General features: G+C 61.0%; 13 protein-coding genes. 10 read left to right on the top strand and 3 right to left on the bottom strand.

Annotation, left to right across the window (positions count from 1 at the left end):
* The first annotated feature begins 33 nt into the window (after positions 1 to 33).
* Positions 34 to 255, top strand: coding sequence for a DUF4170 domain-containing protein (locus tag EOE18_RS04945; protein ID WP_127706845.1), 222 nt, complete (start codon positions 34 to 36; stop codon positions 253 to 255).
* Positions 256 to 354: 99 nt separating this feature from the next.
* Here EOE18_RS04945 and greA read toward each other — a convergent pair whose 3' ends face one another.
* The 3 genes from greA to carA all read right to left on the bottom strand — a co-directional run bounded on the left by greA (position 355) and on the right by carA (position 5,432).
* Complete coding sequence (gene greA / locus EOE18_RS04940) at positions 355 to 831, bottom strand: transcription elongation factor GreA (protein WP_127706843.1); 477 nt, start codon at positions 829 to 831, stop codon at positions 355 to 357.
* Between the two features lie 120 nt (positions 832 to 951).
* Positions 952 to 4,266 carry a carbamoyl-phosphate synthase large subunit gene (gene carB, locus EOE18_RS04935; RefSeq protein ID WP_127706841.1) on the bottom strand — a complete coding sequence of 1,105 codons (3,315 nt, stop codon included), beginning with the start codon at positions 4,264 to 4,266 and terminating at the stop codon, positions 952 to 954.
* On the bottom strand, positions 4,266 to 5,432 hold the full coding sequence (gene carA, locus EOE18_RS04930; protein ID WP_127706839.1) for a glutamine-hydrolyzing carbamoyl-phosphate synthase small subunit: 1,167 nt from the start codon (positions 5,430 to 5,432) through the stop codon (positions 4,266 to 4,268). The genes carB and carA overlap by 1 nt, the downstream gene beginning before the upstream one ends.
* 270 nt (positions 5,433 to 5,702) lie before the next feature.
* Between carA and EOE18_RS04925 the strand changes: the two genes are divergently transcribed.
* The 9 genes from EOE18_RS04925 to rpsD all read left to right on the top strand — a co-directional run bounded on the left by EOE18_RS04925 (position 5,703) and on the right by rpsD (position 14,699).
* Positions 5,703 to 6,155: a GatB/YqeY domain-containing protein gene (locus EOE18_RS04925; RefSeq protein ID WP_127706837.1), complete on the top strand. Its 453-nt coding sequence runs from the start codon at positions 5,703 to 5,705 to the stop codon at positions 6,153 to 6,155.
* A gap of 1 nt (position 6,156) precedes the next feature.
* Entirely contained in the window at positions 6,157 to 8,085 is a 1,929-nt protein-coding gene (gene dnaG / locus EOE18_RS04920; protein WP_127706835.1) for a DNA primase, read from the top strand.
* Positions 8,086 to 8,133: 48 nt separating this feature from the next.
* Positions 8,134 to 10,161 (top strand): RNA polymerase sigma factor RpoD, encoded by a 2,028-nt coding sequence (gene rpoD, locus EOE18_RS04915; RefSeq protein ID WP_246027292.1) that lies wholly within the window; start codon positions 8,134 to 8,136, stop codon positions 10,159 to 10,161.
* A gap of 69 nt (positions 10,162 to 10,230) precedes the next feature.
* Complete coding sequence (locus EOE18_RS04910) at positions 10,231 to 10,797, top strand: DUF2238 domain-containing protein (RefSeq protein ID WP_484213843.1); 567 nt, start codon at positions 10,231 to 10,233, stop codon at positions 10,795 to 10,797.
* Between the two features lie 77 nt (positions 10,798 to 10,874).
* Positions 10,875 to 11,312 (top strand): ribose 5-phosphate isomerase B, encoded by a 438-nt coding sequence (gene rpiB, locus EOE18_RS04905; RefSeq protein ID WP_127706831.1) that lies wholly within the window; start codon positions 10,875 to 10,877, stop codon positions 11,310 to 11,312.
* A 16-nt stretch (positions 11,313 to 11,328) separates the two neighbouring features.
* Positions 11,329 to 12,627: a serine hydroxymethyltransferase gene (glyA, locus tag EOE18_RS04900; RefSeq protein ID WP_127706829.1), complete on the top strand. Its 1,299-nt coding sequence runs from the start codon at positions 11,329 to 11,331 to the stop codon at positions 12,625 to 12,627.
* Positions 12,628 to 12,629: 2 nt separating this feature from the next.
* A complete protein-coding gene (gene nrdR, locus EOE18_RS04895; protein ID WP_127706827.1) occupies positions 12,630 to 13,109 on the top strand; it encodes a transcriptional regulator NrdR in 480 nt (159 codons plus the stop codon).
* Positions 13,106 to 13,876 (top strand): RNA methyltransferase, encoded by a 771-nt coding sequence (locus EOE18_RS04890; protein WP_127706825.1) that lies wholly within the window; start codon positions 13,106 to 13,108, stop codon positions 13,874 to 13,876. Before nrdR ends, EOE18_RS04890 begins: the two co-directional genes overlap by 4 nt.
* A 211-nt stretch (positions 13,877 to 14,087) precedes the next feature.
* On the top strand, positions 14,088 to 14,699 hold the full coding sequence (gene rpsD, locus EOE18_RS04885; RefSeq protein ID WP_127706823.1) for a 30S ribosomal protein S4: 612 nt from the start codon (positions 14,088 to 14,090) through the stop codon (positions 14,697 to 14,699).
* Positions 14,700 to 14,768: the final 69 nt, after the last annotated feature.

The raw sequence follows: 14,768 nt of genomic DNA, 5'->3' as shown, positions 1-14,768 counted from the left end.
CTTCTGTCTCCCCCACTCTAATCGGGAAAACCCATGTCGCAACTTCTTCATCTGGTTATCGGCGGTCGCGTAAAGGACCCTCAGGGCACTGATTTCGTTGACCTTAATGCACTGGATTATGTTGGCGTGTTTCCGGACTATGCTTCGGCGGTCGATGCCTGGCGCGCCGCTGCGCAGCGCAGCGTGGACGATGCCGAGATGAAATATGTGGTTGTGCATCTGCACAAGCTGCTGGAACCCGGCCACGATCATTAAGATCGGCCAGAGGTCCAAAGCAAAAGGCCCCGTAGCGATACGGGGCCTTTTTCGTGTCCGGTCATTTTCCTGTTAGGTCAGGCAGATCGGATAAAAAGATCAAATAAATTCGATCTTTTCCACCGCATAAAAACGCTCGCCTGCAGGCACGCTGACTTCCATTTCGTCGCCCACGCGCTTGCCGATCAAGGCGCGGCCCAGCGGCGAATTATAGCTGATCTTGCCAGCCTTGGCGTCCGCCTCATAGGGGCCGACAATCTGGTAACGCACCGGCTTGTCATCATCATCCAGCAACGTGACCGTGGCGCCAAAAATGATCTTGTCGCCCGACAGCGTGGTGGGATCGATGATCTGAGCCCGCGACACGCGATCTTCCAGATCGGCAATCGCGGCTTCCACCTGCCCCTGACGTTCCTTGGCCGAGTGATATTCGGCATTTTCCGAAAGGTCACCATGGGCCCGCGCTTCTTCGATCGCATCCACGATCAGCGGACGCTCGTCACGCAATGCGCGCAATTCGGCGGTCAGCTTTTCATAGCCTGCGGCCAACATCGGCAGCTTTTCGATACTCGCCATTCGTAACTCTTCCTAAAAGCCCCCTTCCCCCGCTTTGCTGTCAAATTCTACCCCGCGCTTTCCGGCAAAGGAAAGCACGGGGCGAAATCCGTCCAGCAATGCAGAGAAGGACGTGGTCGGTCAGCTATAATAAGCTTGCAAAGGCAAGACTTCAAGATTGGCTGCACGCAAAGCTTCAATCCCTTCCACAGCAGCGATACTGGCCGCGGCGGTGGTGAAATAGGGAACCTTGGAGTTCAGCGCAGCCTGACGGATGCTCTGCGAGTCCTTCAGGCTCTGCCAACCTTCGGTGGTGTTGACCACCAGAGCCACTTCGCCATCGATGATCTTGTCAACGATATGCGGGCGCCCTTCGGCCACCTTGTTGACCACCTGTACCGCCACGCCATTTTCGGCGAGGAAGCGTTCGGTGCCACCGGTGGCGATGATGCTGAAGCCCAGTTCCACCAGTTTGCGCGCGGCAGGCAGGATCACCGGCTTGTCCGTGTCCTTCACCGAGATGAAGACCACGCCCGACTGCGGCAACTTGACGCCTGCGCCCAGCTGGCTCTTGGCAAAAGCGGTGCCAAAATCCTTGTCCAGACCCATCACTTCGCCCGTCGACTTCATTTCGGGGCTGAGCACGGGGTCCACGCCGGGGAAGCGGGCAAACGGGAACACCGCTTCCTTCACCGCCATATAAGGCAGATCGCGGCGGAAGGGCGGGAAGTTGTCCAGCTTTTCGCCAGCCATCACGCGGGCGGCAATCTTGGCCACCGGCTGACCGATCGCCTTGGCCACGAAAGGCACCGTGCGCGAGGCGCGGGGGTTGACCTCGATCAGGTAAACCTTGCCATCCTTGACCGCGAACTGGATGTTCATCAGGCCCTTCACGCCCAGCGCCAGCGCCAGAGCTTCGGCCTGACGTTCCATCTCGGCGATGATGTCAGCGCCAAGGCTATAGGGCGGCAGGGTGCAGGCCGAGTCGCCCGAGTGGATGCCAGCTTCTTCAATATGCTGCATCACACCGGCCACAACGACCTTCTCGCCATCGCACAAAGCGTCCACATCGCATTCAATCGCATCGCGCAGATACTGGTCGATCAGCACGGGGCTGTCGCCCGACACCTGCACAGCGGTGGCGATGTAATCGTCCAGCTGCGCCACGCTATCGACGATTTCCATCGCGCGACCACCCAACACATAGCTGGGACGCATCAGCACGGGGAAGCCGATGCGTTCGGCCACGGCCACGGCTTCGTCGCGGCTGCGTGCAATGCCATTGGCGGGCTGCAACAGGCCCAGCTGATCCACCAGCGCCGAGAAGCGCTCGCGGTCTTCGGCAAGGTCGATGGCATCGGGGCTGGTGCCCAGAATGGGGATGCCGGCATCTTCCAGCGCCTGCGCCAGTTTCAGCGGGGTCTGGCCGCCGAACTGCACGATCACGCCGACCAATTCGCCCTTCGAACGCTCGACTTCCAGAATTTCCAGAACGTCTTCGGCGGTCAAAGGTTCGAAATAGAGGCGGTCCGACGTGTCATAGTCGGTCGACACGGTTTCGGGGTTGCAGTTGACCATGATCGTTTCATAGCCAGCATCGGCCAGCGAGAAACAGGCGTGGCAGCAGCAATAGTCAAACTCGATGCCCTGACCGATACGGTTGGGACCACCGCCCAGAATGACGATCTTCTTGCGATCCGAAGGCGCGGCTTCGCATTCCGGCTCACCGAACATCGGCGCTTCATAGCTGGAATACATGTAAGGCGTGATCGCCTCGAATTCCGCCGCGCAGCTGTCGATGCGCTTGAACACCGGACGCACGCCCAGCCGATGGCGCAGGCTGCGCACTTCGGCTTCGCTGGTGGCGCCCACCATGGCTTCGACCACATCATGCAACAGGCCAGAGCGCGCCATATTGGGGCTGCCCTTCAGGCTGGCCGACTTCACCGCCAGCTTGGCCAGACGCTTGTCCGAGAAGCCCATCGCCTTCAGACGGCGCAGACCTTGCGCGTCCTGCGGCAGACCATTGGCTTCCACCTCGGCTTCCGCCTCGATGATTTCCTGGATCTGCGCCAGGAACCAGGGGTCGTAATGGGTGATCTTGTTGATTTCGGCTGCGGTGAAGCCTTCGCGGAAGGCTTGAGCCACCACCAGCAAACGGTCAGGCGTGGCGCGCGAGAGTTCAGCGGTGATCTCGTCACGGCTTGCCCCCACCAGAGCGTCGACGCGGTTGAAGCCGTCGAGGCCGGTTTCCAGCCCGCGCAGCGCCTTCTGCATCGATTCCTTGATGTTGCGGCCAATCGCCATCACTTCACCCACCGACTTCATCGCGGTGGAGAGCAGAGGCTCCGAACCCTTGAACTTTTCAAAGGCAAAGCGCGGGATCTTGGTGACCACATAGTCGATGCTGGGCTCGAACGAGGCAGGCGTCGCGCCGGTGATCTCATTGGTCAGCTCGTCCAGCGTGTAGCCCACGGCCAGCTTGGCCGCAACACGGGCGATCGGGAAGCCGGTGGCCTTCGATGCCAGAGCCGAGCTACGCGACACGCGCGGGTTCATTTCGATCACGATCAGGCGGCCATCCTTGGGATTGACCGCGAACTGCACGTTCGAACCGCCGGTTTCCACGCCGATCTCGCGCAGGACGTTCAAAGACGCCGTGCGCATGATCTGGTATTCTTTGTCCGTCAGCGTCAGCGCGGGCGCGACCGTGATCGAGTCCCCCGTATGCACGCCCATCGGATCGACGTTTTCGATCGAGCAGATGATGATGGAATTGTCATGGCGGTCGCGCACGACCTCCATTTCATATTCCTTCCAACCCAGCAGCGATTCTTCGATCAGCACTTCGGTGGTGGGGCTGGCTTCCAGACCGCTGCGCACGATCTTTTCAAACTCGGCCTTGTTATAGGCGATACCGCCGCCGGTACCGCCCAGCGTGAAGCTGGGGCGGATAATCGAAGGCAGGCCGGTGCGTTCCAGCACAGCAAAGGCTTCATCCACCGTATGGGCCACGCCCGAACGCGCCGATTCCAGCCCGATCTTGTCCATCGCCTCGCGGAAACGCTGGCGGTCTTCGGCCTTGTCGATGGCATCGGCATCCGCGCCGATCATCTGCACACCGAACTTTTCCAGCGTGCCATCGTTAAACAGCGCCAGCGCGGTGTTCAGCGCGGTCTGGCCACCCATGGTGGGCAGCACGGCATCGGGGCGCTCCTTCTCGATGATCTTGGCCACGATTTCGGGCGTGATCGGTTCGATATAGGTGGCATCCGCCATTTCGGGATCGGTCATGATCGTGGCAGGATTGCTGTTCACGAGGATGACGCGATAGCCTTCCTCTTTCAGCGCCTTGATCGCCTGCGTGCCCGAATAATCGAACTCGCAAGCCTGACCGATGATGATGGGCCCCGCGCCAATGACGAGGATCGAGGAGATGTCTGTCCGCTTAGGCATCAGGCGAGGCTCTCAATGAATTTCGTGAAAAGATAGAAGCTGTCCATCGGCCCCGGCGAGGCTTCGGGGTGGTACTGGACCGAGAAGGCACGCTTGCCGGTGATCTCGATACCACAGTTCGACCCGTCAAACAGCGAGCGATGCGTTTCAACCACGCCTGCGGGCAGGCTGGCCGCGTCCACGGCGAAACCGTGGTTCATGCTGGTGATTTCCACCACATCATCGGCCAGACGCTTCACCGGATGGTTGGCGCCGCGGTGGCCCTGATGCATCTTGATCGTCTTGGCGCCAGCAGCCAGCGCCAGCATCTGGTGGCCAAGGCAGATGCCGAAGATGGGGATGCCCGCTTCCAGCAGGCCCTGAATGACCGGCACGGCATATTCACCAGTGGCCGCAGGGTCCCCCGGACCGTTGGACAGGAACACGCCGGCAGGCGAGAGCGCCAGCACATCGGCCAGAGAAGTGTTACCGGGCACCACCGTCACCTTCGCCCCTGCGTGAACAAGGTTGCGGAAGATGTTGTCTTTCGCGCCAAAATCCAGCGCGACCACATGCGGGCGGCCTTCGCCATCGCTTGCGCCATAGCCCTTGCCCAAGGCCCATGCATCGCCGGTCCAGCTTTCGCTGGCGCTGCGCGAAACCACCTTGGCCAAATCCATGCCTTCAAGGCCCGGCCATGCCTTGGCCTGAGCCAGCAGCGCGGGAATGTCGAATTCACCTTCGGGCGAATGGGCGATCACCGCATTGGGGGCGCCCGAAAGGCGGATGCGGCGGGTCAGCGCGCGGGTGTCGAGACCAGCAATGCCGATCTTGCCCTTGGCCGCCATCCACGCATCAAACGTGCCTTCGCTGCGGAAGTTGGAGGGTGCGGTAACATCTTCGCGAACAAGGCAGCCCACCGCGCCGTCAAAGCGGCTTTCGAGGTCTTCTTCGTTCACACCGACATTGCCGATATGCGGGAATGTGAAGGTCACGATCTGGCCAGCGTAGGAAGGATCGGTCATGATCTCTTGATAGCCGGTGATGGCGGTGTTGAAACACACTTCGCCCACCGCGCTGCCGCTGGCGCCAAAGCCGCGACCCCAAGCCACATACCCATCGCTGAGCACCAGAACAGCGGTGGCGCCAACAGGTTTAGGCGCAAGCGAAGGGGCGGGGTCTGCCATAGGGGGCGCTCCGTGAACAGTTTTACAGGAATGGTTGCTAAGGGCCGCCCGCTAAACCCCATGGGCCCATCCGTCAACCCCAAGCCTGCCCCGTTCTCACCCTAAACTGCTGTGGGCGGACAAAAGGGAAATCTGGCTTTGGCGGCAATTTCTGGCTATCATGTCCCATTGCGATGCACAGGCGCTGCTTTGACGGCCAGCCTACAGGCGTAAATCCCCATTCACGCCGCGCGGGTCCCGCGCGACAACCCTTACAGGAACGAACATTACATGATCCGCGATTCGATCAAGGCCGCTCAGGTTGCAGCTATGAAGTCGGGCGACAAGGAACGCCTTGCCGCTGTGCGCCTCATTCTGGCCAAGCTGAAGGACAAGGATATCGAACTGCGCACCGCCGCGACGCAGCCCGATGATGACACGCTGGTGGTGGATGTGCTGCAAAAGATGGTGAAGCAGCGCCGCGAATCGATTGCCATGTATGAACAGGGCGGCCGCCCCGAACTGGCCGCTGCCGAAGCGGCCGAAGTGGCGGTGATCGAAAGTTTCCTGCCCGCGCAATTGGGCGAGGATGAGGTGAAAGCCGCGATCGAGGCGATCAAGGCCGAAGTGGGCGCTACCAGCATCAAGGACATGGGCAAGGTTGTGGCCGCTCTGAAGGCCAAGCATGGCTCGCAGCTCGACATGGGCAAGGCCAGCGCTTTGGTGAAGGCTGCGCTCGCTTAAAATGAGCCTCTCGCCCCAGTTCCTTGACGAATTGCGCAGCCGCATCACGCTGTCGGGCGTGATCGGGCGGACGGTGCGCGTCATCAAGGCGGGGCGGGAGTTCAAGGCCTGCTGCCCGTTCCACAATGAAAAGTCGCCTAGCTTCACCATCAATGATGAAAAGGGCTTCTACCACTGCTTTGGCTGCGGGGCGCATGGCGATGTCATCCGCTGGATGACCGACCAGCGCGGCATGAGCTTTATCGATGCGGTAAAGGATCTGGCCGAGGAAGCGGGCATGGAATTGCCCGCGCCCGACCCGCAATTCGCCCGCCAACAGGCACAAAGGGCCGAGCAGCAAAAGACGCTGCATGATTGCATGGGCGCGGCGCAGGGCTGGTTTGTCGATCAACTCTCCGGCGAGGAAGGCGCCCGCGCCCGCGCCTATCTGGCCACGCGCGGCTTTTCCGCCGCCGTCTGCCGCGAATTCGGCTTTGGCTATGCGCCGGAGGGGCGTCAGGCGCTCAAGGGCGCTTTGACCCAATTCCCCGAACCGATGCTGATCGAGGCGGGTCTGCGCATCGCGGTGGAGGACAAGGAACCCTACGACCGCTTCCGTGGCCGTTTGATGCTGCCGATCCATGATGCGCGCGGGCGGGTGATCGCCTTTGGCGGGCGCATTCTGGACAAGACCAAGACAGACGCGCCCAAATATCTCAATTCCCCCGACACGCCTTTGTTCGACAAGGGCCGCACGCTCTATAACCACCACCGCGCCTCCCCCGCCTCGCGCCAGTCCAAAAGGCTGATCGTGGTCGAAGGCTATATGGATGTGATCGCGCTGGCCGCCGCCGGTTTTGGCGAGAGCGTGGCGCCTTTGGGCACGGCGCTGACCGAAACGCAGATCGAGATGCTGTGGCGCATGGTGCCGGTGCCGGTCCTGTGTTTCGATGGCGACGCGGCGGGGCAAAGGGCAGCGATGCGCGCCATCAGCCGCGCCCTGCCCCTGTTGCGCCCCGGCCATAGCCTGCGCATCGTGCGTATGCCGCAGGGGCAGGATCCGGATGATCTGATCAAAGCGCAAGGTCCGGCGGCGATGGAAGAATTGCTGGAAGGCGCGCAGGGACTGCTGGATGCTTTGTGGCAGTTCGAACGGGATGCCTCGCCTGCCGCCACGCCGGAGGACAAGGCCGGCCTGAAGGCGCGGTTGATGGCCCATGTCGACACGATTGCCGATAATGACATTAAGGCGCTCTACCGCCGAGACCTGCTGGAGCGCTTTTCCGACTTCGCCTTCCCGCGCCGCGAATCGGGTGGCTTCAATCAGCGCAACTTTACCCGCAACGCCCCTGCCCGCCCGCAGCGGGCTGGTGGTCGGGGCAATTGGCGCGATTTGCCCTCACCCAATCCGCTGCCGGAAACGGCGGCGCGATTGCAGCGCAGGCCCGGCGATGAAGCGCGAAGCCGCACGGTGGAAGCGGTGGTCGCCGGCCTGATGCGCCGCCCCGATCTAGCCTTGCGCCACGGGCCGCAATTGGCGCGACTAGCGGCAGAGGATGCGCGGATTGACGCCATTCTGGATCACGTCGACAGCGGCGCCCCCCTTGAAACTGGCGCAATTGAAGCCATATTCAACAACAGGGGGCTATCCATGCCCAGCGGGGAACCACAGCGGGACATGGCCTTTTCCTTCTTGCAGCACAGCGACGAAACGGCCGCGGCCGAGCTTGGCGATGTGTTGTGCGTGCTGGTGGACATCCCCGAAACAGAGGCGGCCAAGGCGCAAGCCATGGCCCGCTATGCACAGGAATTGACACCCGAAGCCGAGGCCGAACACAAAAGGCTTCAGGAAAGATTGCAGGACTTGCGTAAAAGAGAACTGGATTTGCGCGCGCGACTCGGCCAAATGGCATCAGCACAAGCGGCGGTCGGTGATCCAGCCCAGGATTAACGTGTTGGCGGGTAACCCTTCCAGCACACTCAACAAGATGGCGAAATGATGGACGAAGAGATTTCTGGCGCGGATATGGAAGGCGGCAAGGGCGAAGGTGGTGATGCGCCCCTGATCGACCTCAACGAAGCCTCGATCAAAAAGCTGATCGCGCGCGCCAAGCGTCGCGGCGTGATCACCTATGACGAGCTGAACGAGGCCCTGCCGCAGGACCAGATGTCTTCGGAACAGATCGAGGACATCATGGCCGCGATCAGCGAGATGGGCGTGAACATCGTGGAAAGCGATGAGGACGCCATCGACCCTGAAGAACGCAAGGCCGAGGATGCCGAGGACGAGGAGGCCGTTGATGAACGGCCCGATCTGGTCAAAAAGAAGGAAACTGTCGAGCGCACGGACGACCCTGTCCGCATGTATCTGCGCGAGATGGGTGCTGTGGAACTGCTGAGCCGCGAGGGCGAAATCGCCATTGCCAAGCGCATCGAGGCAGGCCGCGACACGATGATCTTGGGCCTGTGCGAAAGCCCGATCACCTTCCACGCCATCATCCAATGGTCCGAAGCGCTCAACAACGGCGAAATGCAGCTGCGCGAGATCCTCGATCTGGACGCGATGTTGAGCAAGGAGCCTCAGCCCGAAAACCTGTCGGAAGACGGCGAGGAAGGCGATGGCGAGATTTCGGAAGCCACCGCTGGCCCTTCTTTCAAGGAAGAAGAAGACATCGAGGAAGAGCCTTCGGCCGATGACGAGGACGAGGACGGCATCGAACGCCGCGCTCGCCGTCCGGTGGAAGAAGAGGAAGAGGATAACACTCTTTCGCTCGCCCAGATGGAAGCGCAGCTCAAGCCCGAAGCGCTGGAAAAGTTTGCCCGCATCACCGAGCTGTTCCACAGCTTTGAAGCGGCCCAGCGTGAACGTCTGGACTATATGGCGGTGGGCAATGACTATCCCGCCGACAAGGAACGCGCCTATCAACAACTGCGCGAAGACCTGACCGCCGAAGTGGAAAGCGTGCAGTTCCACAACCAGAAGATCGAATATCTGGTTGATAATCTGTATGCCTTCAACCGCCGCCTGACCACGCTGGGCGGTCAGATGCTGCGCCTGGCCGAGCGTCACAAGGTGAGCCGCAAGGACTTCCTGGAATGCTATGTCGGCCGCGAGCTGGACGACAACTGGCTGGTTTCGGTCGCCAAGCGCGACAAGAAGTGGGCCAATTTCGCCGCCAACGAGGCCGATGCGGTAGAACGTATTCGCACCGAAGTGTCGGATATTGCCAGCACCACCGGCATGGCCCTGCCCGAATTCCGCCGCATCGTGAACATGGTGCAAAAGGGTGAGCGCGAGGCACGTATTGCCAAGAAGGAAATGGTGGAAGCCAACCTTCGTCTGGTGATCTCGATTGCGAAAAAATACACGAACCGTGGCTTGCAATTCCTTGATCTTATTCAGGAAGGCAACATCGGCCTGATGAAGGCGGTGGACAAGTTCGAATATCGCCGCGGTTACAAGTTCAGCACCTATGCCACGTGGTGGATCCGTCAGGCCATCACCCGTTCGATCGCCGATCAGGCGCGCACCATCCGTATTCCGGTGCATATGATCGAAACGATCAACAAGCTGGTGCGAACGAGCCGCCAGTTCCTGCACGAACAGGGCCGCGAACCCACGCCCGAGGAAATGGCAGAGCGTCTGTCCATGCCGCTGGAAAAGGTTCGCAAGGTGATGAAAATCGCCAAGGAGCCGATCTCCCTTGAAACGCCGATCGGCGACGAGGAAGATTCGCATCTGGGCGATTTCATCGAGGACAAGAATGCAATCATTCCGGTGGATGCCGCCATTCAGGCCAATCTCAAGGAAACGGTCACCCGCGTTCTGGCCAGCCTTACCCCGCGTGAGGAACGCGTGCTGCGCATGCGTTTCGGCATCGGCATGAACACCGATCACACGCTGGAAGAAGTGGGCCAGCAGTTCTCGGTTACGCGCGAACGTATCCGCCAGATCGAGGCCAAGGCCCTGCGCAAGCTGAAGCACCCCAGCCGCAGCCGCAAGATGCGCAGTTTCCTCGACCAGTAATCGCGTTACAGCGGGGTTCCCATGAAAACATCGGGAATCCCGCTAATGCCTGCGCTGACCTTTTTCTAGATCGCAGGCCTTGTTCTATCGGGCATACATCCCTTTGACCGCGCAACATGGTGGATGGAAATAGCCCCCACCCTGATCGTGCTGCCAACTCTCTGGGTTTATCGCCAACGTTGGACCATCACACCGCTACTGGTTATCTTGATTGGCTGGCATGGCTTGGTGCTCATGTTGGGCGGGGCCTATACTTATGCCCGCGTGCCCTTTGGTTTTGCCTTGCAGGATTGGCTTAGGCTGACGCGTAACCCCTATGACCGGTTTGGCCATTTGATGCAGGGATTTGTGCCCGCAATCGCCTTTCGGGAAATGCTGATCCGCGGTGGGGGGCTTCGGCGCGGTTGGATGTTGAGAGGCTTGGTGCTGGCCTGCGCCCTGACCGTCAGCGCCGCTTACGAACTCATTGAATTTGGCGCCGCTATGGCGCTGGGCCAAGGCGCAGACGAGTTTTTGGGCACGCAGGGCGACCCGTGGGACACGCAATGGGACATGTTGTGCTGTCTAACCGGCGCGGTGCTGGCGCTGATGCTGCTGTCACGCCTTCATGACCGGCTATTGGACCGGCTACCCTAAAGAACGGGCGCATGGGTCTGGCCATTGGGCGCCTTGACGTTTAAGGGGCTTGCGAATCCCTCAGCAGGACCCGCAACATGAAAATCGCTATCGCTTCCGATCACGCCGCTGTTGGCCTGAAGGCCGAACTGGCCCAGTTCCTGCGCGACGCTGGCCATGATGTGCTCGATCTGGGGCCGGAAAACGAAGATCGCGTGGACTATCCCGATTATGGCTATAAGCTGGCACAGGCCGTAGCCTCGGGCGATGCGACCTATGGCGTGGCCCTTTGCGGCAGCGGCATCGGCATTTCGATTGCGGTCAACCGCCACCCTGCCCTGCGCTGCGCACTGGTGGGTGAGCCGCTGTCGGCCGCTCTTGCCCGTGAACATAACAATGCCAATGCCATTGCCATGGGCGCCCGCCTCACCGGCCCCGATATGGCCAAGGCCTGCCTCACCGCTTTTCTCAGCACCGAATTCGGCGGTGGCCGCCATGCTGGCCGCGTTGAAAAGCTGACCTCCCCCACGTTCTGATAAGGACACGCAACCCATGACCGATATTCGCCCCGCCGACTTCTTCACTGGCACGCTGTCTGAGCGCGATTCCGTCATCGCTGGCTGGATCAACAAGGAACTGGGCCGTCAGCAGGACAAGATCGAGCTGATCGCTTCGGAAAACATCTGTTCGACCGCTGTGCTGGAAGCGGCAGGTTCGATCCTGACCAACAAATATGCCGAAGGCTATCCGGGCCGTCGCTATTATGGCGGTTGCGAATATGTCGACGAAATCGAACAGATCGCCATCGACCGCGCCAAGGAACTGTTCGGCGCCAAGTTCGCGAACGTTCAGCCCAATTCGGGCAGCCAGATGAACCAGGCCGTGTTCCTCGCCCTGCTGCAGCCCGGCGATACGTTCATGGGTCTGGACCTGAACTCGGGCGGTCACCTGACGCATGGTTCGCCGGTGAACATGAGCGGCAAGTGGTTCAACGTGGTGCCCTATGGCGTGCGCGAAGATAACCACCTGATCGACATGGACGAAGTTGCCCGCATCGCCCGCGAGTGCAAGCCCAAGCTGATCGTTTGCGGCGGCACCGCCTATTCGCGCGAATGGGATTGGGCCGGTTTCCGCAAGATTGCCGATGAAGTGGGCGCCTATCTGCTGGCCGACATGAGCCACATTTCGGGTCTGGTTGCTGGCGGCGCGCATCCCTCGCCGGTGCCCTTTGCCGATGTGACCACCACCACCACGCACAAGAGCCTGCGCGGCCCCCGTTCGGGCATCATCCTGTCTAATGACGAAGCCATTGCCAAGAAGCTGAACTCGGCGATCTTCCCCGGCCTGCAGGGTGGCCCGCTGATGCATATCATCGCGGCCAAGGCTGTGGCCTTTGGTGAAGCGCTGACGCCGGAATTCAAGGCCTATGCCCAGCAGATCAAAGCCAATGCAAAGGCGCTGGCCGCCTCGCTGCAGGCCGAAGGTCTGGGCATTGTGTCGGGCGGCACCGACAACCACCTGATGCTGGTCGACCTGCGCCCCTATGGCGCCAAGGGCAAGCACGCTGAAAAGGCACTCGACCGCGCCAGCATCACCTGCAACAAGAACTCGATCCCCTTCGACGACGAAAAGCCCCTGCTGACCAGCGGCATCCGTCTGGGCACGCCTGCTGGCACCACCCGTGGTTTCCGCGAGGAAGAGTTCACGCAGATCGGCAAGTGGATCGCCCAAGTGGTTGATGGCCTTCGCAAGAACGGCCCCGAAGGCGACGCGCAGGTCGAAGCCCGCGTGGCTGCCGAGGTCGAAGCCCTCTGCGCCCGCTTCCCGATCTATCCCAAGCTCGGTTACTAAGTTTGCGCTGCCCCTTTTGCGCCTGCGACACCACGCAAGTTAAGGACTCGCGCCCGACGGAGGACAACACGTCCATCCGTCGGCGCCGTCAATGCGAGGGTTGCGGCGCGCGTTTCACCACGTTTGAACGGGTGCAATTGCGCGAGATTACCGTGATAAAAAGCGGCGGGGGCAGCGAACCCCGCCGTGAACCGTTTGACCGTGCCAAGATCGAACAATCGGTGGCCCTCGCCTGCCGCAAGCGCGGCGTGGCACAGGAAAGGCTGGACCAACTGGTGTCCGGCATCCAGCGCCAGATCGAGACTTTGGGTGAAAGCGAAGTGCCTTCCCAGGTGATTGGCGAAATGGTGATGGAAGGGCTGCGTCAACTGGATGCGGTGGCCTATATCCGTTTTGCCAGCGTCTATCGCGATTTTGGCGAGGCGAAGGATTTTGAAGCCTTTGCGGGCCAGATCCGTGATGCGGCGGAGACAAAGCGATGAAACCGGTGATCGTGCTGGTCCGCCCCCAATTGGGCGAGAATATCGGCAAGGCCGCGCGCGCCATGCTCAATTTCGGCCTGACCGAATTGCGTCTGGTATCGCCGCGCGATGGCTGGCCCAATCCCAGCGCAGGCCCTGCGGCGGCAGGGGCGGACATCGTGCTGGAAGGCGCGCAAGTGTTCGAGACGCTGGCCGAGGCAGTGGCCGATTGCGCCCATGTCTATGCCACCACCGTGCGCAAGCGTGGCGTGACCAAGCCGGTGTTGACGCCGGAACAGGCCGCGCAGGAGGTTCACGCCCATACCAATGCCCGCAGCGCGCTGGTGTTCGGCCCCGAACGCTCCGGCCTTGAAACCGAAGATGTGGCGCTGGCCCGCGCCATCATCACCGTGCCGATCAATCCGGAATTTGCCTCGCTTAATCTGGCGCAGGCGGTCATTCTTTGCGCCTATGAATGGTCCAAGAATGTCGGCCTTGCCCAGCCGCCGGTGGAGGAAATCCTGCCCCCTGCCCCGCAGGAGGAACTGGAAGGCATGATTGGCCATTTCGAAGCCCTGCTGGAACCGCGCGACTATTTCTTCCCCGAAAAGCGGGCGGCGGTCACGCGGCTTACCTTGCGCAACCTGCTGACCAAGCCTGCGTGGAACCATCTGGAAGTGCGGACCATGCGCGGCATTCTGTCGGCCATGGGACGCACACCGGGCCAAGCGCCCCAACCCCGCCCGAAGCCGCAACCAAAGCCTGAAAATCCGCCCGAATCGGATTGACAAACGCCTTGGTTGTCGCCAAGGGCGCAGCTTCACAAGGACGGCGCCTGTTCACAGGCGCTGCTTTCCATTGGCCCCGCACTCCGGTGAAGCGGTGGCCGCTCATGAGATCCGCTCATGAGGTGCGCGCCGGACATCCATCTGGCCGGCGCGGCTTGCGGTTCATCTGCAAGTATGTCCGGGCAACAAGCAAATAGGAAGGAATTGGCGAGTGTCGAAGCGTCACGCGTCTAAGTACAAAATTGACCGTCGCCTTGGCGAAAACATCTGGGGTCGCCCCAAGTCGTCGGTGAACCGCCGTTCGTATGGCCCCGGCCAGCACGGCCAGCGCCGCAAGGGCAAGATCTCGGACTTCGGTCTGCAGCTGCGCGCCAAGCAGAAGCTCAAGGGCTACTATGGCGACATCACCGAAAAGCAGTTCAAGGCTACCTATCAGGAAGCTTCGCGCCTGAAGGGTGACACCGGCCAGAACCTGATCGGTCTGCTGGAACAGCGTCTGGACGCGGTTGTGTATCGCTCCAAGTTCGCCCCCACGATCTTCTCGGCTCGTCAGATCGTGAACCACGGCCACATCTATGTGAACGGTGTGAAGTGCAACATCGCTTCGCGTCGCGTTCGCCCCGGTGACGTGATCAGCCTCGGCAAGAAGGCCAAGGAAATGGCTCTGATCGCCGAAGCCCTGACCCTGCCGGAACGTGAAGTTCCCGATTATGTGGCTCAGGACGGCGACAAGGTGACCTTCGTTCGCGTTCCCACGCTGGACGAAGTGCCCTATCCCGTGAAGATGGAACCCAATCTGGTCGTCGAATTCTATTCGCGCTAATTGGGCCTGCCATCACGGCAAGCAAACAGGAAAGGCGGTGGCTTCGGCTGCCGCCTTTTTTGCTGGATG

It is taken from the genome of Novosphingobium umbonatum (genome assembly GCF_004005905.1).
GTDB classification, from domain to species: domain Bacteria; phylum Pseudomonadota; class Alphaproteobacteria; order Sphingomonadales; family Sphingomonadaceae; genus Novosphingobium; species Novosphingobium umbonatum.
This window is presented reverse-complemented; position numbering and strand designations above follow the sequence as displayed.